The organism is Pseudomonas sp. FW306-02-D09B, assembly GCF_058782685.1.
In genome coordinates, this window is the sequence record NZ_JBYSXY010000014.1 from 49438 (window position 1) to 66490 (window position 17053).

At 60.7% G+C, this 17053-nt stretch carries 18 protein-coding genes; 5 read left to right on the top strand and 13 right to left on the bottom strand.

Going from position 1 to position 17053, the window contains the following annotated elements; genetic code table 11:
- Window positions 1-56 precede the first annotated feature (56 nt).
- Window positions 57-575 (top strand): acyloxyacyl hydrolase, encoded by a 519-nt coding sequence (locus tag AC3WK5_RS21685; protein WP_103318438.1) that lies wholly within the window; start codon window positions 57-59, stop codon window positions 573-575.
- Window positions 576-626: 51 nt separating this feature from the next.
- On the opposite strand, the gene AC3WK5_RS21690 is transcribed toward AC3WK5_RS21685, so the two are convergent.
- From AC3WK5_RS21690 to AC3WK5_RS21715, 6 genes are all read right to left on the bottom strand, one after another.
- The gene (locus AC3WK5_RS21690) at window positions 627-932 is read right to left on the bottom strand and encodes a YkgJ family cysteine cluster protein (RefSeq protein WP_054595627.1); all 306 of its coding nucleotides are present in this window, start codon (window positions 930-932) and stop codon (window positions 627-629) included.
- A 54-nt stretch (window positions 933-986) separates the two neighbouring features.
- On the bottom strand, window positions 987-1811 hold the full coding sequence (locus AC3WK5_RS21695; protein WP_103318477.1) for an SDR family NAD(P)-dependent oxidoreductase: 825 nt from the start codon (window positions 1809-1811) through the stop codon (window positions 987-989).
- A gap of 13 nt (window positions 1812-1824) precedes the next feature.
- Complete coding sequence (gene phrB, locus AC3WK5_RS21700; RefSeq protein WP_103318478.1) at window positions 1825-3270, bottom strand: deoxyribodipyrimidine photo-lyase; 1446 nt, start codon at window positions 3268-3270, stop codon at window positions 1825-1827.
- Between the two features lie 21 nt (window positions 3271-3291).
- Window positions 3292-4236, bottom strand: a complete 945-nt coding sequence (locus AC3WK5_RS21705) for a MerR family transcriptional regulator (RefSeq protein ID WP_054595629.1) — start codon at window positions 4234-4236, stop codon at window positions 3292-3294.
- Window positions 4237-5199 carry a YbgA family protein gene (locus AC3WK5_RS21710; protein ID WP_103318440.1) on the bottom strand — a complete coding sequence of 321 codons (963 nt, stop codon included), beginning with the start codon at window positions 5197-5199 and terminating at the stop codon, window positions 4237-4239. It lies immediately after the preceding gene.
- Between the two features lie 159 nt (window positions 5200-5358).
- Window positions 5359-6345: an NAD(P)/FAD-dependent oxidoreductase gene (locus AC3WK5_RS21715; protein WP_103318442.1), complete on the bottom strand. Its 987-nt coding sequence runs from the start codon at window positions 6343-6345 to the stop codon at window positions 5359-5361.
- Between the two features lie 196 nt (window positions 6346-6541).
- Between AC3WK5_RS21715 and AC3WK5_RS21720 the strand changes: the two genes are divergently transcribed.
- Both AC3WK5_RS21720 and hemH read left to right on the top strand, forming a co-directional pair.
- Window positions 6542-7444 carry a TIGR01777 family oxidoreductase gene (locus AC3WK5_RS21720; protein WP_103318444.1) on the top strand — a complete coding sequence of 301 codons (903 nt, stop codon included), beginning with the start codon at window positions 6542-6544 and terminating at the stop codon, window positions 7442-7444.
- Window positions 7445-7457: 13 nt separating this feature from the next.
- Entirely contained in the window at window positions 7458-8480 is a 1023-nt protein-coding gene (gene hemH, locus AC3WK5_RS21725; protein WP_103318446.1) for a ferrochelatase, read from the top strand.
- Window positions 8481-8641: 161 nt separating this feature from the next.
- On the opposite strand, the gene AC3WK5_RS21730 is transcribed toward hemH, so the two are convergent.
- Both AC3WK5_RS21730 and upp read right to left on the bottom strand, forming a co-directional pair.
- A complete protein-coding gene (locus AC3WK5_RS21730) occupies window positions 8642-9916 on the bottom strand; it encodes a uracil-xanthine permease family protein (protein ID WP_019693616.1) in 1275 nt (424 codons plus the stop codon).
- A gap of 2 nt (window positions 9917-9918) precedes the next feature.
- Window positions 9919-10557: a uracil phosphoribosyltransferase gene (upp, locus tag AC3WK5_RS21735; protein ID WP_019693615.1), complete on the bottom strand. Its 639-nt coding sequence runs from the start codon at window positions 10555-10557 to the stop codon at window positions 9919-9921.
- A 165-nt stretch (window positions 10558-10722) separates the two neighbouring features.
- On the opposite strand from upp, the gene AC3WK5_RS21740 reads away from it, so the two are divergent.
- Both AC3WK5_RS21740 and AC3WK5_RS21745 read left to right on the top strand, forming a co-directional pair.
- Window positions 10723-11280, top strand: coding sequence for a hypoxanthine-guanine phosphoribosyltransferase (locus AC3WK5_RS21740; RefSeq protein WP_054595635.1), 558 nt, complete (start codon window positions 10723-10725; stop codon window positions 11278-11280).
- Window positions 11281-11283: 3 nt separating this feature from the next.
- Window positions 11284-11757, top strand: coding sequence for a WbuC family cupin fold metalloprotein (locus tag AC3WK5_RS21745; protein ID WP_103318447.1), 474 nt, complete (start codon window positions 11284-11286; stop codon window positions 11755-11757).
- Between the two features lie 203 nt (window positions 11758-11960).
- Here the strand turns inward: AC3WK5_RS21745 and AC3WK5_RS21750 are convergent, their stop codons facing one another.
- From AC3WK5_RS21750 to AC3WK5_RS21770, 5 genes are all read right to left on the bottom strand, one after another.
- Window positions 11961-13550 (bottom strand): aldehyde dehydrogenase (NADP(+)), encoded by a 1590-nt coding sequence (locus AC3WK5_RS21750; protein WP_103318449.1) that lies wholly within the window; start codon window positions 13548-13550, stop codon window positions 11961-11963.
- A gap of 56 nt (window positions 13551-13606) precedes the next feature.
- Window positions 13607-14524 carry a dihydrodipicolinate synthase family protein gene (locus tag AC3WK5_RS21755; protein ID WP_103318451.1) on the bottom strand — a complete coding sequence of 306 codons (918 nt, stop codon included), beginning with the start codon at window positions 14522-14524 and terminating at the stop codon, window positions 13607-13609.
- Between the two features lie 96 nt (window positions 14525-14620).
- Entirely contained in the window at window positions 14621-15658 is a 1038-nt protein-coding gene (locus AC3WK5_RS21760) for a trans-3-hydroxy-L-proline dehydratase (protein ID WP_103318453.1), read from the bottom strand.
- A gap of 26 nt (window positions 15659-15684) precedes the next feature.
- Window positions 15685-16407 carry an amino acid ABC transporter ATP-binding protein gene (locus AC3WK5_RS21765; protein ID WP_103318455.1) on the bottom strand — a complete coding sequence of 241 codons (723 nt, stop codon included), beginning with the start codon at window positions 16405-16407 and terminating at the stop codon, window positions 15685-15687.
- A complete protein-coding gene (locus AC3WK5_RS21770; protein ID WP_054595641.1) occupies window positions 16400-17050 on the bottom strand; it encodes an amino acid ABC transporter permease in 651 nt (216 codons plus the stop codon). Before AC3WK5_RS21770 ends, AC3WK5_RS21765 begins: the two co-directional genes overlap by 8 nt.
- Between the last annotated feature and the right edge of the window lie 3 nt (window positions 17051-17053).

Genomic DNA, 17053 nt, shown 5'->3' on the forward strand with positions numbered 1-17053 from the left:
GCACGTCTGTTGAGCCCCAAAAAACAAACATAATCGTTCGGAAAAGGATGTTTCTCATGAAACGACTGTTCTGTTTAGCCGCGATCGCGGTCGTGTTGTTGGGGCACAGTTTTACCGCACAAGCAGCTGGCGTCGAGTTTGCGGTTGGCCAGACCAGCGGTTCGACCCAGACTTATCGCCTGGGCCTGCAATGGGATTGGGATAAAAGCTGGTGGCAGACTGATGTCGGGCGCGTGACGGGCTACTGGAGCGGTGCGTACACCTATTGGAATGGTGACAAGACTGTAAGCAATCACAGCCTGTCGTTCTCTCCGGTGTTCGTTTATGAGTTTTCCGGGCAAACCGTCAAACCTTATCTGGAGGCCGGCATCGGCGTTGCGGTATTCGCTCACGACGAAGTGGACGATCGCCGGTTGGGCGAGGCTTTTCAATTTGAGGATCGATTGGGGTTCGGCCTGCGGTTTGCTGGCGGGCATGAAATCGGGATTCGCGCGACGCATTACTCCAACGCCCATATCAACGTCACCAATGACGGTATAGAAAGCTACGCGTTGCATTACACGATGCCGCTGTAATGTGCCGACGCATGGTGGGTAATTGTGGTGAGGGGGCTGTGCAAATCAGGATCAGCGATACACCGTCGCAATCCCCTGGCGCTCGTCGATGCACTCCGGTGCGCCCATCTCGAACTCCCGGCAGATCAGCGGGCGCTTTTCGTAAATGGTGCACATCATGCTGTCGCGATCCAGCGCGGCGCACCAGCCGTCATCCAGGCGCAGCATGACTTCCCCGCCCCAATCGTCGGTGTCGATAAAACGTTCGGGCACGCCAGTGTCGGTGATCAGCATGACTTCGAGCTGGCAACAGCAGGCTGCGCAGGTCGAGCAGGTGACCGCTGGTTCGGCGATGGTCTTGATGGGGATCGTGTTCATAGGTGCGCAGTGTAAGGCAGCGCGCCGTAGCTGTGTGAAAGGCCTGACGGACGCTCAACCGGATGGGGTTGTCGACAGGCGTTGGTCATGATCCGTTTGCGGCGTATCGATGCTTGGCGGCGCGCGCCTGACCATGCGTTTGCCGATCACTAATTTTGCGCGGTTGGACATTTTCGACAAAGGCCAGAGTGCAACCATCGACAGGGCCAGGAGGGGGATTTCCTGCGGGCGCTGCTTGAGGGTTTCGACGACGTGGCGTGCGGCGTTGTCGGCCGACCAGATTTGTGGCATCGGATAGTCGTTGTTCCCGCTCAGCAGGGGGGCGACGGAACCGGGGCTAACCAGGGTGATTTCAACACCTTCCGAGGCGGGATCGATGCGCAGGGACTCAAACAGATACCGCAGCCCGGCTTTCGAGGCGCCATAGGTTTCGGTCCGAGGCAGGGCCAGATCAGTCACTGAACTGGCGATACCCACCAGATGGGGGGCGATGCCAGCGCGCAGCAGCGGCAGGGCGGCGTCGATGCAATAGCTGCTGGCGAGCAGGTTGGTGCGCACCACATGTTCGATGATCGAGGTGTCGAACTGCTGGGTGTCAACATATTCACAGGTGCCGGCATTGATAATCACGGTGTCCAGCGAGCCCCACTCCTGTTGGATCCGTTCGCCAATCTCGCGCACGGTCTGACTGTTGGTCAGATTGCCCGCCACCACCAGCACTTGTCCCGGATAGCGCTGGGCCAGGACTTTTAATGGTGCAATCGTGCGGGCGCTGACCGCCAGGTGCATGCCGGACTTCAACAGTTCTTCGGCCAGTGCAGCACCAATGCCGTTGCCGGCTCCCGTCAGCCAATATCGCCGTGGCGTTGTATGACTCAATCCACTCTCCTTTTCAGTCATGTATCGCTCCGAGATCCAGACGCGAAGGCAAATGTTTGAATGCCGCCAGTGCGCGCTCGCGTGACTGACCCAGATTGACGATTGGCAGTGGATAGTCGGCCACGCCAAACAGTCCGCCCATGGCCGCCGGATTGTGGATAGATTTGTTGTTCAGCCCCGCCAGTTCCGGCAGCCAGTGCTTGATGAACAGACCTTCAGCGTCGAATTTTTCCGACTGGCTCAGCGGGTTGAAAATCCGGAACCAGGGCGCCGAATCGGTGCCGGTGGAAGCGCTCCACTGCCAGCCGCCGTTGTTCGCGGCCAGATCGCCATCAATCAAATGGCGCATGAAAAAACGCTCACCTTCGCGCCAGTCGATCAGCAGGTTTTTTGTCAGGAACATCGCCACCAGCATCCGCAGACGGTTGTGCATCCAGCCGGTTTCCAGCAGTTGGCGCATGGCAGCATCGATAATCGGCAGCCCGGTGCGCGCCTCTTTCCAGGCCGCCAGCTCATCCGGAGCGTTGCGCCAGGCAAGGGCTTCGGTTTCCGGGCGAAAGGCGCGGTGCCGGGAGACCCGTGGATAGCCCACCAGAATGTGTTTGTAAAACTCGCGCCAGAGCAGTTCGTTGATCCAGGCGACGGCTCCGGCGCAGCCACTTTCGAACTCGCCTTGATTGCTTTGCAGGGCGGCGTGCAGGCACTGGCGTGGCGAAATCACCCCGGCTGCGAGGTACGCGGACAACTGGCTGGTACCGGGTTTTGCCGGGAAGTCGCGTTGGTCCTTGTAGTCATCAATCTGCCCTTGGGCGAAGTGCTCCAGACGCCGATGAGCTTCACCTTCACCGGCGGGCCAGAGCGCGCGCAGATGTTCGCTTGGTGTGTCGAAGCCCTCGACCTGCAATGGAATCGGGTCACGGTTGATGGCCGTTGGCACCTGAACCCCGGGGGCGGCAATCAAGCGGGGTAATGCGCCGTGCAGGCGGGCGTAGCAAGCTTTGCGGAATTGGCTGAAGACCTGGAAGTACGTACCGGTTTTGGTCAGCACGCTGCCGGGCTTGAGCAGCAATTGATCGAGGTAGCTGTAAAAGCCAATGCCCGCAGCGTCGAGAGTCTTGCTGACGGCTGCATCACGGCGACTTTCATTCACGCCGTATTCCTCGTTGACGTGAACCGCCTCGACGTTCAGCTCTGTGCATAACTGGCCAAGCACCTGCGGCGCATCATCCCAGCGTGCGGCAGTACGGATCAGCAAGGGAATGTTCAGCTCGCCGAGGGCGTGGCTCAACTCGCGCAGGTTACGCAGCCAGAAATCCACTTTGCACGGTGCATCATCGTGGATCTGCCATTGCTGCGGGCTCAACAAATACACCGCCACGCACGGGCCACGAGCTGCGGCGGCCGAGAGGGCAGTGTTGTCATGCAGACGCAAGTCGCTGCGCAGCCAGATCAATTGCAGGGAAGTTTTGCCTACAAGCATTTAAATGAGCCCACGCTGAACCAGTGCCTGATGGGCCGACAACGGATCTTCGGCCAGAAATAAATCGGCTATTTCAGAGGTTTTGGCGGACAACTCGGCGTGGTGGATGCACACCGCAGGGCCGGCCATGAGTTTTGGGCCGTCGACATTGGTCAGAAGTTTCAATAAATGTTTGAGATCGATTGTTTTACTGGAATACAGCAGCACGCCACGCGCTTGCAGATGCTCGACCGCCAGTGCCAATTCGCCGGCTGGCAAGGGCCAGTCGAACACTTCCACGGGGCAATCGGCGCTGCTGATCAGCCAGGCGATGAGCCACAGATGCGGCTCCAGGGGTAAGTCGGAGTGATTGATCAGCAGCAACGGCGCGCCGCGCAACTGACGGTTGTTGTGGTAGACCCTCGCACCGAACTTGCTGCGCAACCAGGAATAAAAGAACGCCCGCTCCATCTGCGCGCCAAACTGACCTTGCCAGCGCTGCTCGAGTTCGGCCAGCAGCGGCATCAGCAGTTGCTCGCACAAGGTGCGCGGTGGATACAACGACATGGCCTGATTGAGCGTCTCATCGAGCTGGCGCTCAGCGAGTTGTCCGATCGCCTGCATCAGCTTGAGGCGCAGGACGTGCCAGTCATTTGTGACCGGTTCACGCAATGCTGCTGGCGTATCCAGCAGCTGTTTGATCTGGCTGACGGCCACGCCGCGATTGAGCCAGGTGAGAATGTCATGGATCCGCTGCACATGTTCGACCGAGAACAGTCGGTGTCCCTTGGACGTACGCAGCGGCACGATCAGGCCATAGCGACGTTCCCAGGCGCGCAGGGTAACGGCGTTGACGCCGGTGATTCGTGCAACTTCGCGAATCGGCAGCCAATCGTTCTCCGGGGGCTGTTGATCGCCGGTGGCTGGGCTATCGTCATGGGGATGAATGTCAGGTTCGGTTTTCATTTAAATCGCATTTCGCAAGCTGAGATTTTCCGGGTGCGGTTGCAGGTACGCCTGCTGCATAACGTACGGATCGGGATGATGGCGCAAGTGATGCTTGAGCAATGTCAGCGGTACCACCAAGGGCACGATGCCGTGGCGGTACTGACCGATCACATGCTGCACTTCCTGTTTGTCTTCGGCGCTGATGACCTGTTTGAGATAGCCGCTGAGGTGTTGCAGCACATTGGTGTGGGTGCCGCGGGTGGCACATTTTTTCAGTGCCGCCATCAGCTCGCTGAAATAGCGCGGGCCGAGTTCATCGGGATCGGTCTGGCCCATATCACCCAGGAGCTTGCCCAAGGCTTGGTATTGCAGTGGGTTATGGGCCATCAACAGGTATTTGTAGCGTGCGTGAAAGTCGGTCAGGCCATTGCGACTCAAGCCGTTTTGCAGGAGCTCCTGCCAGGCTGAGTAGGCAAATACCCGGGTCAGGAAATTCTCGCGTAGTACGGGATCGTTCAGTCGACCGTCTTCTTCCACCGGCAGGTCCGGGTGTCGGGCACAAAACGCTTGAGCGTAGATGCCGCGTGCACCGCCGTCGTGCGGGCTGCCGTTGGCGTGGTAAACCTTGACTCGCTCCAGGCCACAGGACGGTGATTTTTGCATGAAGATATAGCCGCAAATATCGCCCAGCGCGCCGGCCATTTGCTGGCCGTAGTTCGTCAGCGCCTGAGTGACATCCAGTTCGTGGTGAACCGTACCGACGGCGCGAGGTTGCTGCGGATTGCCGACCAGTCGAATCGGTTCGCGGGGAACCCCCAGGCCGATGGCGACCTCCGGGCACACTGCAATGAACTCGAAATAATCCGTGAGGGTTCGACTGCACAGCGGAGATGCTTTATGCCCGCCGTTGTAACGCACCTCGGCGCCCATCAGGCAGGCACTGACAGCGATTTTCGGTTTGCTTGCTGAGTCGCTGGGCATGGAGGCACCTCGGATCTATACCTGTACAGGCTGTTCGCGCTGTACAACACGGTTTGATCATAGATCCAAGGGTGTACAAGTCAAATTGTTTGTACAAGTTTTACCGGCTCCCTCTTCCTGTGGGATTCATCGTGCAATGTCTGCGCGGGTTGACGCGTTTCACTGCAGGTGTGCGTGCAGGCGGCGAGCTGCTTCCTGGCCGCTCATCCAGGCGCCTTCGACCCGCCCTGACAGGCACCAGTCGCCACACACGTACAAGCCCAGGTCGGCATCGGCCAATACGCCCCATTCATGGCTGCTGGACGGACGGGCGTAGAGCCAGCGATGGGCAAGGCTGAAGACCGGCGCAGGCATGGAATCGTGCAGCAACTCGGCGAAAGCGCCGTGCAGTTGCTCGATCACTGCCTCTTTAGGCAGGTCGATATGTTGTCGGCTCCAATTGCTGTTGGCGTGCAATACCCAAGTGTCGAGGGTGGTGTCGCGCCCCGGTTTGCTACGGTTACGCGCCAGCCAGTCGAGTGGGCTGTCCTGTACAAAGCAGCCTTCCATCGGCGTATCCAGCGGCGTGTCGAAGGCCAGCGCAATGGCCCAGGTCGGGTCCATTTTTACCCCGGCGGCGACCCCGGCGAGTTTCGGCGCGGAGGCCAGCAGGGCAGTGGCTTGCGGCGCAGGCGTAGCGATGACGACATGGCTGAAGGGGCCGTGGGTGAAGCCTTCGGCATCCTGCAAATGCCAATGTTCTTCGCCACGATAGACCTCGGTAATCCGGCAAGCGAAATGCGCTTCCGTATCGCCGATCAGCGCGCGGGTGATGGCGCTCATGCGTGGGGTGCCGACCCAGCGGGTCTGTTCATCCGGTGATGGGCTGAGCTGGCCACCCTGATAGTGGTAGAGCTGCGGCGTCCATTCGGCGACCCAGCCATTGGCTTGCCAGCGCTGGACTTCAATGACAAAGCGGCGATCACGGGCGGTGAAATATTGTGCGCCCATGTCCAGTGCGCCGGCGTCGCTGCGTTTGCTCGACATGCGACCGCCGCTGCCACGGCTTTTATCGAACAATTGAACGGCGTACCCGGCCTCTTGCAAGGCTTGGGCTGCCGAGAGTCCGGCGATGCCGGTGCCGATGATTGCGATGGGTACAGTCATAGAGGCCTCGTTTACCTTTCTGTACAGGCTACGCTGCAGGTTAAACCTATACAACATCGATTTCTGGTATAACTTTCAGCGTTCTCGTACTGGCAGGTTGGCCTATTGTTAAACACAGAACCTGCCAGATCCGAAACATCCCTGCTTATAAAAATAGACTAGTGATCAGGGTAAAACGCCACGCGAGGAAGATGTCATGCACATATTGCTGACCGGCGGTACTGGTTTGATAGGACGTCAACTCTGCCGACACTGGTTGAGCCAGGGCCATAGCCTGACGGTGTGGAGTCGCAGGCCCGAACAAGTCGCCAAATTGTGCGGCACGCAGGTACGTGGCGTCAGGCGTCTGGAAGACATTGGCCAACGTCCGGTGGATGCGGTGATCAATCTCGCGGGTGCACCGATTGCTGATCGCTTGTGGACTCATCGACGCAAGGCGCTGCTCTGGAACAGTCGAATCAGGCTTACCGAAACCCTGTTGGCCTGGCTTGAAAGCCTCGAGCAGAAACCGCAGTTGTTGATTTCGGGCTCCGCAGTCGGCTGGTACGGCGATGGCGGTGAGCGTGAGCTGACCGAGAAATCGCCGCCGGTCAGCGAAGACTTCGCCAGCCAGTTGTGCATTGCCTGGGAGGAGACCGCACAGCGCGCCGAGGCGTTGGGGATTCGGGTAGTGCTGGTGCGTACGGGGTTGGTGCTGTCGGCGGAGGGCGGCTTTTTGTCGCGGCTGTTATTGCCGTTCAAATGGGGGCTGGGCGGGCCGATCGGCAATGGTCGGCAGTGGATGCCGTGGATTCACATCGATGATCAAATCGCCCTGATTGATTTTCTTCTGCATCAGAAAGACGCCAGCGGTCCTTATAATGCGTGCGCGCCAAAACCGGTGCGCAATCGCGAGTTCGCCAAGACCCTCGCCAGCGTTTTGCACCGGCCGGCGTTCATGCCGATGCCGTCATTTGTGCTGAAGGTCGGTCTTGGCGAGTTGTCACTGTTGCTGCTGGGTGGTCAGCGGGCAACACCGGCGCGCTTGCTGGCGGCGGGTTTCACATTCCGCTTCACTGATTTGCGTGCGGCCCTGGACGACGTGTCCAGCCGCCTTTGAAATAGGACGTTGCATGACCGATCACGCGTTGCTCCTGGTCAATTTGGGTTCGCCCGCTTCCACACAGGTGGCGGACGTGCGCAGCTACCTCAATCAATTTCTGATGGACCCTTACGTCATTGACCTGCCATGGCCGGTGCGACGTTTGCTGGTCTCACTGATTCTGATCAAGCGCCCTGAGCAATCGGCTCACGCCTATGCCTCGATCTGGTGGGACGAGGGTTCGCCGCTGGTGGTGCTCAGTCGCCGCTTGCAGCAAGCGATGACCGCGCAGTGGACCCAAGGGCCGGTCGAGTTGGCCATGCGTTACGGCGAGCCGTCGATTGAGTCGGTGTTGACCCGCATGGCTGCTCAAGGGATCAAAAAAGTCACCCTCGCACCGCTTTATCCGCAGTTCGCCGACAGCACCGTGACCACGGTGATTGAAGAGGCCAAGCGGGTGGTGCGCGAGAAGCAACTGAATGTGCAGTTCTCGATTCTCCAGCCGTTCTACGATCAGCCGGAATACCTCGATGCGCTGGTGGCCAGTGCCAGGCCGTACCTGGAGCAGGATTACGATCATCTGCTGCTGAGCTTCCATGGTTTGCCGGAGCGGCACCTGAAGAAGCTCAACCCGGGCCATAGCTTTGAGGGCGACGGTGATTGCTGTGCCGGCGCGCCGCCGGAAGTGGTTGCAACCTGTTATCGCGGTCAGTGCCTGCGTACCGCGGCAGCATTTGCCGAGCGCTTGGGCTTGCCGGACGGCAAATGGTCGGTGTCGTTCCAGTCACGACTGGGCCGCGCCAAATGGATCGAACCCTACACCGAAGCGCGACTCGACGCGTTGGCCAAGCAAGGTGTGAAGAAGATTCTGGTGATGTGCCCGGCGTTTGTGGCCGACTGCATCGAAACCCTGGAAGAGATCGGTGACCGTGGGCTCGAGCAGTTCCGCGAGGCGGGCGGCGAGGAGTTGGTGCTGGTGCCGTGTCTCAATGATGACCCGCAGTGGGCGCAGGCGTTGAACATCTTGTGTGAAAGAGCGCCGCTGGCCTTGTAGGCGAACGGTAATGTGGCGAGGGGGTTTGCCCCCGCTCGGCTGCGAAGCAGTCGTAAATTCGGCAAACGCGATATGTCTGAAGATATGCGGTTGCAGGTTTTAGGGTCGCTTCGCGACCCAGCGGGAGCAAGCTCCCTCGCCACAGGGGGCTGTGTAAGCCGTTAGAGCAACGGCTCATCCGCTTTCTTGTGCTTCCAGCTGTCATTGCCCGGTAGAATCAGGTTCAGCGCGATCGCCACGACAGCGCACAGCGCGATGCCCTTGAGGCCGAAGTCCTGCGCGCCGGTACCGGTGCCGACCAGCATGCCGCCAATCCCGAACACCAGCGTGACCGAGACAATCACCAGGTTGCGCGCTTCAGCCAAATCGATCTTGTGGCGGATCATGGTATTCATGCCCACCGCAGCAATCGACCCGAACAACAGGCAAAGAATCCCGCCCATGACGGGCACCGGGATGCTTTGCAGCAGTGCGCCGAACTTGCCGATAAACGCCAGGCTGATGGCAAAGATCGCTGCCCAGGTCATGATTTTCGGGTTGTAGTTCTTGGTCAGCATCACCGCGCCCGTCACTTCAGCGTACGTGGTGTTAGGTGGGCCGCCGAGCAGGCCGGCGGCAGTGGTTGCGATGCCATCGCCAAACAGCGTGCGGTGCAGGCCGGGCTTCTTCAGGTAATCACGTCCGGTCACGCTGCCGACTGCGATCACGCCGCCGATATGCTCGATGGCCGGGGCCAGCGCCACCGGGACGATGAACAGAATCGCCTGCCAGTTGAATTCCGGAGCGGTAAAGTGCGGCAACGCAAACCACGGCGCGGCAGCGATCTTCGCGGTGTCGACGACACCGAAGAAAAACGCCATGCCAAACCCGACCAGTACGCCGGAGATGATCGGCACCAGGCGGAAGATGCCTTTGCCGAACACCGCTACGATCAGCGTCGTCAGCAGCGCTGGCATGGAGATCATCATGGCGGTCTGGTAATGAATCAGCTCGGAACCATCACCGGCCTTGCCCATCGCCATGTTTGCGGCAATCGGCGCCATCGCCAGGCCGATCGAAATGATCACTGGGCCAATCACTACCGGTGGCAGCAAGCGGTCGATAAAACCGGTGCCCTTGATCTTCACGGCCACGCCGAGAAAGGTATAAACGAAACCGGCCGCCATCACCCCGCCCATGGTCGCCGCGAGGCCGAACTGGCCCTTGGCGAGAATGATCGGGGTGATGAAGGCAAAACTCGACGCCAGGAACACCGGCACTTGCCGCCCGGTGACCACCTGGAACAGCAGAGTCCCGAGGCCCGCCGTGAACAGCGCGACATTCGGGTCGAGGCCGGTAATCAATGGCATCAACACCAACGCGCCAAACGCCACGAACAGCATCTGCGCGCCAGACAGCACCGTGCGCCAGAGCGGGTCGTTGAACTCATCCCGCATGCTCACGCGTCCTTCTGCTTGGTACCGAAGATCTTGTCACCGGCATCGCCCAGACCCGGGATGATATAGCCGTGTTCGTTCAATTTTTGATCAATTGACGCGGTGTAGATGGTCACGTCCGGGTGAGCCTTCTCTACCGCGGCGATGCCTTCAGGAGCGGCTACCAGGACCATTGCGCGGATGTCCTTGCAACCGGCCTTTTTCAGCAGGTCGATGGTGGCGACCATCGAGCCGCCGGTGGCGAGCATCGGGTCGATGATCATTGCCAGGCGTTCGTCGATTTCCGGAACCAGTTTTTCCAGATAGGTGTGCGCTTCGAGGGTTTCCTCGTTGCGGGCCACGCCCACGGCGCTGACTTTGGCGCCCGGGATCAGGCTGAGCACGCCTTCAAGCATACCGATGCCGGCGCGCAGGATCGGCACCACGGTAATTTTCTTGCCGGCGATCTTCTCGACCGAAACAGTGCCGCACCAGCCTTCGATATCGTAGGTTTCAAGGGGCAGGTCTTTGGTCGCCTCGTAGGTCAGCAGGGCGCCGACTTCCTGAGCGAGCTCGCGGAAATTCTTCGTGCTAATGTCGGCGCGGCGCATAAGGCCAAGTTTGTGTCGGATCAGCGGATGGCGGATCTCACGGATGGGCATGGGGAAAGGCTCCGGCGGCGGGCAAAAAAACCGGCCTAGATTAATCTATCCGAGGGTGTTGTCCTATAGACATACAGTACGTTAGTCCAGAAACGCTTGATCTGACCCGGCTGGATGCGTACCTTTGCTCGCTTTTCCGAATCCGCCACCCCCTTGGAGAGCACCATGTCCGCTGATCTCGAGCATATCCGTCAAATCATGCGAGAGGCTGACTGCCTGTACACCGAAGCTGAAGTCGAGGCGGCCATCGCCCGCGTGGGTGCGCAAATCAACGATCAGCTGGCTGATAGCAACCCGGTGGTCTTCTGCGTGATGAACGGCGGCCTGATTTTCTCCGGCAAACTGCTGACCCATCTGAATTTCCCGCTGGAAGCGTCCTACCTGCACGCTACTCGCTATCGCAACGAAACCAGCGGCGGCGATCTGTTCTGGAAGGCCAAGCCAGAAGTCTCGTTCATCGACCGTGACGTGCTGATCATCGACGACATCCTCGACGAAGGTCACACCCTGGGCGCGATCATCGACTTCTGCAAACATGCTGGCGCCCGCGCCGTGCACACCGCCGTGCTGATCGATAAAGACCACGACCGCAAGGCTCGCCCGGACCTGAAAGCCGATTTCGTCGGTCTGCCGTGCATCGACCGCTACATCTTCGGTTACGGCATGGACTACAAAGGCTACTGGCGCAACGCCGCCGGGATCTACGCCGTCAAAGGAATGTAAGACATGGCCGCGCCGAGCTTTCTTGATCAAGCACTGTTTACCGAGCTGGCCGAGAAAGCTGCGGCCAATCCTCGTGGCCGGCAGCATCACAACTTCCATCAGATGGAGGAGCCGTGCCACCGTATGGCGGTGGGCTTGCAGCCATCGACGTACGTTCCGCCACATCGGCATTTGAGCGATGACAAGGCTGAAACCCTGTTGGTCCTCAAGGGCCGTCTGGGTGTGCTGCTTTTCGACGACGCGGGCCAGGTGATTGCCAAGCGAATCCTGGAGTGCGGCGGCGATACGCTGGGGATCGACCTGCCGGCCGGTGTTTATCACGGTCTGGTCGTACTCGAAGCAGACAGCGTGATGTTCGAATGCAAGGCCGGTCCTTATCGTCCGGTAGGCGAGGGTGAACACGCACATTGGGCACCCCGCGAAGGCGAGCCTGGCGTTACCGAGTATCAGGCCTGGATGCGCGCGCAGTTCGACTGACGAAAAGCGCCGACCTGTGGCGAGGGAGCTTGCTCCCGCTGGATCGCGAAGCGGTCCCAAAATAGGCGACTGCGTTTTATCAGGTAGAACGTATCAGCCGGTTTACGACTGCTTCGCAGCCGAGCGGGAGCAAGCTCCCTCGCCACAGGATTTGTGTCCACTTCAGAGGTCTTGTGAACGACTGGTATCACGGTAGATCAGGTCTATTCGTCACTCCACCCCTCGCGGGTATTCATCCCGTCGACCAGACGTAAAATTCCCAGTGGATTGGCGTTCTTCAGGGCGTCCGGCAGTAACCCGTCCGGACAGTTCTGATAGCACACCGGTCGCAGGAACCGCTCGATTGCCAGGCTGCCGACCGAGGTGCCGCGAGCGTCCGACGTCGCCGGATACGGTCCGCCGTGGACCATTGCATCGCACACCTCGACACCGGTCGGATAACCGTTGAGCAGCAGCCGCCCGGCTTTCTGTTCGAGGATCGGTATCAACTGCGCGCACAGCGCCAAGTCTTGCGGATCGGCGATCAGCGTAGCGGTCAATTGCCCGTGCAAGGCACACAGCGCCAACCTGAGTTCTTGCTCGTCGGCCACCTCCAGCACGATGCTGGCCGGACCGAACACTTCTTCTTGCAGCACTTCGTCCCCTTCAAGCAGCAGGCTGACGTCGGCCTTGAACAACTGCGGCTGCACCTGATTGCCTGACGTGCAGGCGCCGCTCAAGCGCGTCACCCGTGGATGCTCGAGCAAGCGCTGCACGCCGCCTTCATAGCTACGCCGGGTACCGCTGTTGAGCAGGGTTTGTGGCGGTTTTTCGTTGATCTGCGCGGTGAGTTGTTCGATGCAGGCGCTGAACGCCGCCGAGCGCAGGCCGATGATCAACCCCGGATTGGTACAGAACTGGCCGCCCCCCAGCACGATCGAAGCGCTCAATTCGCTGGCAATGCTTGCGCTGCGGGCCGCGAGGGCGGCGGGTAGCAGCAGTACCGGGTTGATGCTCGACATCTCGGCGAACACCGGTATCGGTTGCGGCCTTGCAGCGGCCATGTCGCACAGCGCCCGGCCACCGTTGAGCGAGCCGGTGAACCCCACCGCCTGGATCGCCGGGTGTTTGACCAGTGCCTCACCGACGCCCGCGCCATAAATCATGTTGAACACGCCTTCAGGCATGCCACTGCGCTGTGCCGCGCGAATGATCGCTGCCGCCACCAGCTCGGCGGTTGCCATATGCCCGCTGTGGGCCTTGAACACCACCGGGCAACCCGCGGCCAGGGCGGCGGCGGTATCGCCACCGGCGGTGGAAAACGCCAGTGGAAAGTTACTCGCACCGAACACCGCCACCGGGCCCAGGCCGATGCGCCACTGACGCAAATCAGGCCGTGGCAAAGGTTGGCTCTCAGGCAGGGCGCGGTCGATACGCGCACCGAGGAAGTCGCCTTGACGCAGCACCCGGGCGAACAGCCGCAACTGGCCGCTGGTTCGCGCCCGTTCGCCCTGAATCCGCGCAGCGGGCAGAGCCGTCTCGCGACAGACGATGGCGATGAAGTCATCGCCCAGGGCGTCAATTTCTTCGGCGATGGTCTCGAGAAAACCAGCGCGCACCGTGGCCGGCAGGTTGCGATAAATCGGGTAGGCCCTGGCGGCGAAGTGGGCGGCGTTGTCGACTTCCTCGGTGCTGGCCTGGCTGAAGCCATAGGGCAGCGGTTCACCGCTGTGGGCGTCGACGCTGTGCAGAACCTGATCACCTGCGGCGCTGCGGCCGAAGCCGATAAAGTTGTGGCCGATAATGGCTGACATAAAAAATGCTCGGCATGGCCGCGCTCGATGCCGAGCGCGGCAGTGGGGAGGGGCGGTTACAGACCGACGTCCGGCAAGCTCGGGCGGTTGGCGAGCGCGGCCTTGACCAGCGCCTCGACCTCGCTGCGCTCGTGGTCAAGCAGACCCAGGCGAGGTGGACGGGTCAGCGCCGTGCCGCGGCCCATCAGTTCCTCACAGAGCTTGATGCACTGCACCAGGTCCGGGCGGGCATCGAGGTGCAGCAGTGGCATGAACCATTCGTAGATCGGCATGGCCTCTTTGAAGCGGCCATCGCGGGCCAGGCGGAACAGCGTCTCGCCTTCTTTCGGGAAGGCATTGGACATCCCGGAAACCCAGCCCACCGCACCGACGGCGATGCTTTCGAGCACCACGTCATCGAGCCCGGCGAACAGCACAAAGCGGTCGCCGACTTCATTGCGCACATCGATGAAGCGCCGGGTATCGCCCGAGGAATCCTTGAAGCAGACGACGTTGTCGCAGTCGGCCAGGGAGATCAGGATGTCCGGGGTGACATCGTTTTTGTAGATCGGCGGGTTGTTGTAGACCATCACCGGCAGGTCGATGCTGGCGGCGACGCTGCGAAAGTGCGCGGCGGTCTCGAAGGGTTTCGAGGAGTAGACCAGTGCCGGCATCAACATGATGCCGTCGGCGCCCACGCGCTGGATTTCCTTGGCGACCTTGCTGGCGTTGGCGCTGGTGAATTCGGCAACACCGGAGATCACCGGCACCCGACCTGCGGCGGCGTCCTTGGCGACTTCCACCAGGCTGATTTTTTCTTCGGTGCTCAGCGAGGTGTTCTCGCCGACGGTGCCGCAGATCACCAGCCCCGACACGCCGTCACGCACCAGCCCGCTGATGACCTTGTGCGTGCCTTCATAGTCGATGGAAAAGTCCGGGTTGAACTGGGTAGTGACCGCAGGGAAAACGCCGCTCCAGTTAACGTGCTTGCTCATGTTGCCTCCGATGATGACTATTTAGTATTTCGTATACGTTTAAATTGAGCACTGAAAGTGCCGTGGGGTTCAAAGGGTTTTGCCAGGTACGATGTTTCAAATAGCCAGGTCGACGGGCCAGGTGTCGGACAGTCGATAACCGCCCGGCCAAGGATCGCTTGGGTCGAGCAGATGCTGGTGGGTGCCGGTGATCCAGGCGCGCCCGGACAGGCAGGGGATAATGGCCGGACGGCCGGCGATTTCGCTGGTGCTGTCGATCCGGCAACGAAACTCGGAACCGATGATCGAACGCCCGATGAACACTTCACCCACTGCCAGTTGGCCTTTGGCGTGCAGCACCGCCATGCGCGCCGAGCAACCGGTGCCGCAGGGCGAGCGATCGATCTTGCCGGGGCGGATCACCACCGCATTGGCGGCACTGGCCACGCCGTTGGTGCGGTCGAGCGGTGCGGCGATCTGGCAGAACGAAATATGCTCCCAGTCCGGGTTCAGCGGGTGCACGAACCCCAATTGTTCATTGGCCGCTTGAGTAATCTTCAGGCCGCTGGCGACCAGGTCTGCGGCTTCATCGGCGGTCAGTGAGAAGCCCAGGCGCTGGGCATCGACGATCACAAAGCTGTCGCCGCCATAGGCAGTATCGACCTGCAGCGAACCGAGGCCTTCGACTTCGATCCAGGCATCGAGCTTGTCGGCAAACGACACCACGTTCCGCACCTCGACCCGCTCGGCCTTGCCGTTGCGACACTGGGCAGTCACTTCGATCAAGCCGCCGGGGGCTTCGAGCACCAGCCGGGTCAGCGGTTCGGTCATCGGTAAAATGCCGCTGTCGAGCAGTACTGTCGCCACGCACAGCGAGTTGGAGCCGGACATCGGCGGTGTGTCCGCCGGTTCCATGATGATCCACGCCATGTCGGCGAGCGGGTTCTTGGACGGCACCAGCAGATTGACGTGACGAAAGACGCCGCCGCGCGGCTCGTTCAGCACGAAGTTGCGCAGGGTCTGGTCCTCGGCAATCCAGCGCGACTGCTCCCAGAGTGTCGCGCCGGGCGGTGGTGCGACACCGCCGACGATAACGTCACCGACTTCACCTTCGGCGTGGCAACTCACCACATGAATGATCTTGCTCGAACGCATGACTGTCTCCTGAGTCTGTCTGTGGGTTACAACACCGACTTCAGGAAGTCGGCGGTTTCCGCGCGTTGCGGCTGGCCGATCACCTGGTCCGGTGAACCGATTTCGTGGATCTTGCCGTCGCGAAAGAACGCCACCCGATCCGACACATCCCGGGCGAAGCGGATTTCGTGGGTCACCAGGACCATGGTCATGCCTTCCTCGGCGAGCAGGCGCATGGTGTCCAGCACTTCGCCCACCAGTTGCGGGTCGAGGGCCGAAGTGGCTTCGTCGAACAGCATGTAGTCCGGCGACATGGCCAGCGCCCGGGCAATCGCCATGCGCTGTTGCTGACCGCCGGAGAGCTTGCTCGGAAACACCTTGAGCTTGTCGCCGAGGCCCACGTGGGTCAGCTGGCGCACGGCAATTTCTTCAGCTTCCTGGCGGCTTTTGCCGAGCACCTTGCGCGGGGCGAGCATCACGTTTTCCATCACCGTGAGGTGCGGGAAGGCGTTCCATTGCTGGAAGACGATGCCGATTTTCTGCCGCAACTTGTTCAGGTCGGTGCCGCTGGCATGCACCGGCGTGCCGTCGACGCGGATCTGCCCGCCCTGAATGGCTTCCAGGCCGTTGATGCACATCAGCAAGGTCGATTTGCCCGAGCCCGAGCCACCGATGATCGACAGCACTTCGCCTTTGTTCACGGTCAGGTCGACACCCTTGACGACTTCCAGGTTGCCGAAGGATTTACGCACGTTCTCGATCTCAATCATTTTCCTGCCACCTCTGTTCGAGCCGCGCACCCAGACGAGCGATCACCAGGCTCATGACGTAGTAGATAAGGCCGGCCAGGGCCAGGACGAACAACGGTTCCTGGAGCCGGGTGACGATGGTTTGCGAAGCGCGCAGCAATTCGACGATGCCGATCCAGAGCACCAGCGAGGTGTCTTTCATGACCGCCAGTGTCAGGTTGATCCAGCCCGGAAACGCCACCCGCGTGGCCATCGGCAGGACAATGTGCAGCAAGTCCTGGCGGTGACTGAGGCCCAGCGAACGGGCGGCTCGCCGTGTGCTCAACGGCACCGAGAGCACGCCGCCGCGAACGATTTCTGCGCAGTAGGCGGTGGAGTAGGCGCCGAGGATCACGCAGGCCACGGTGAACGCGCTCCAGTTCAGGCCGACGATCGACTTGAACGAGTTGAGCAGCACAAACTGGATCAGCAACGGCACGCTGCGAAACACGTCCAGCACCCAGGCCAGCGGCAGACTCACACGTGGCAGCAAGGCCCGAACCAGGCCACACGCGACCCCCAGCAACGTGCCGATCAACATCGCCCAGAACGTCAGCAACAGCGTGGTGCCGGCACCTTGCAGCAGGTAGAGGAAGTCGCCCGAGGTAAAACTTGAGGTGTACATGCA

What these genes read in the sequence shown, in the direction of transcription:
- AC3WK5_RS21685 (WP_103318438.1), top strand. Translation starts at nt 57, where the DNA reads ATGAAACGACTGTTCTGTTTAGCCGCGATCGCGGTCGTGTTGTTGGGG.
- AC3WK5_RS21690 (WP_054595627.1), bottom strand. Translation starts at nt 932, where the DNA reads ATGAACACGATCCCCATCAAGACCATCGCCGAACCAGCGGTCACCTGC.
- AC3WK5_RS21705 (WP_054595629.1), bottom strand. Translation starts at nt 4,236, where the DNA reads ATGAAAACCGAACCTGACATTCATCCCCATGACGATAGCCCAGCCACC.
- AC3WK5_RS21710 (WP_103318440.1), bottom strand. Translation starts at nt 5,199, where the DNA reads ATGCCCAGCGACTCAGCAAGCAAACCGAAAATCGCTGTCAGTGCCTGC.
- AC3WK5_RS21715 (WP_103318442.1), bottom strand. Translation starts at nt 6,345, where the DNA reads ATGACTGTACCCATCGCAATCATCGGCACCGGCATCGCCGGACTCTCG.
- AC3WK5_RS21720 (WP_103318444.1), top strand. Translation starts at nt 6,542, where the DNA reads ATGCACATATTGCTGACCGGCGGTACTGGTTTGATAGGACGTCAACTC.
- hemH (WP_103318446.1), top strand. Translation starts at nt 7,458, where the DNA reads ATGACCGATCACGCGTTGCTCCTGGTCAATTTGGGTTCGCCCGCTTCC.
- AC3WK5_RS21730 (WP_019693616.1), bottom strand. Translation starts at nt 9,916, where the DNA reads ATGCGGGATGAGTTCAACGACCCGCTCTGGCGCACGGTGCTGTCTGGC.
- upp (WP_019693615.1), bottom strand. Translation starts at nt 10,557, where the DNA reads ATGCCCATCCGTGAGATCCGCCATCCGCTGATCCGACACAAACTTGGC.
- AC3WK5_RS21740 (WP_054595635.1), top strand. Translation starts at nt 10,723, where the DNA reads ATGTCCGCTGATCTCGAGCATATCCGTCAAATCATGCGAGAGGCTGAC.
- AC3WK5_RS21745 (WP_103318447.1), top strand. Translation starts at nt 11,284, where the DNA reads ATGGCCGCGCCGAGCTTTCTTGATCAAGCACTGTTTACCGAGCTGGCC.
- AC3WK5_RS21750 (WP_103318449.1), bottom strand. Translation starts at nt 13,550, where the DNA reads ATGTCAGCCATTATCGGCCACAACTTTATCGGCTTCGGCCGCAGCGCC.
- AC3WK5_RS21755 (WP_103318451.1), bottom strand. Translation starts at nt 14,524, where the DNA reads ATGAGCAAGCACGTTAACTGGAGCGGCGTTTTCCCTGCGGTCACTACC.
- AC3WK5_RS21760 (WP_103318453.1), bottom strand. Translation starts at nt 15,658, where the DNA reads ATGCGTTCGAGCAAGATCATTCATGTGGTGAGTTGCCACGCCGAAGGT.
- AC3WK5_RS21765 (WP_103318455.1), bottom strand. Translation starts at nt 16,407, where the DNA reads ATGATTGAGATCGAGAACGTGCGTAAATCCTTCGGCAACCTGGAAGTC.
- AC3WK5_RS21770 (WP_054595641.1), bottom strand. Translation starts at nt 17,050, where the DNA reads ATGTACACCTCAAGTTTTACCTCGGGCGACTTCCTCTACCTGCTGCAA.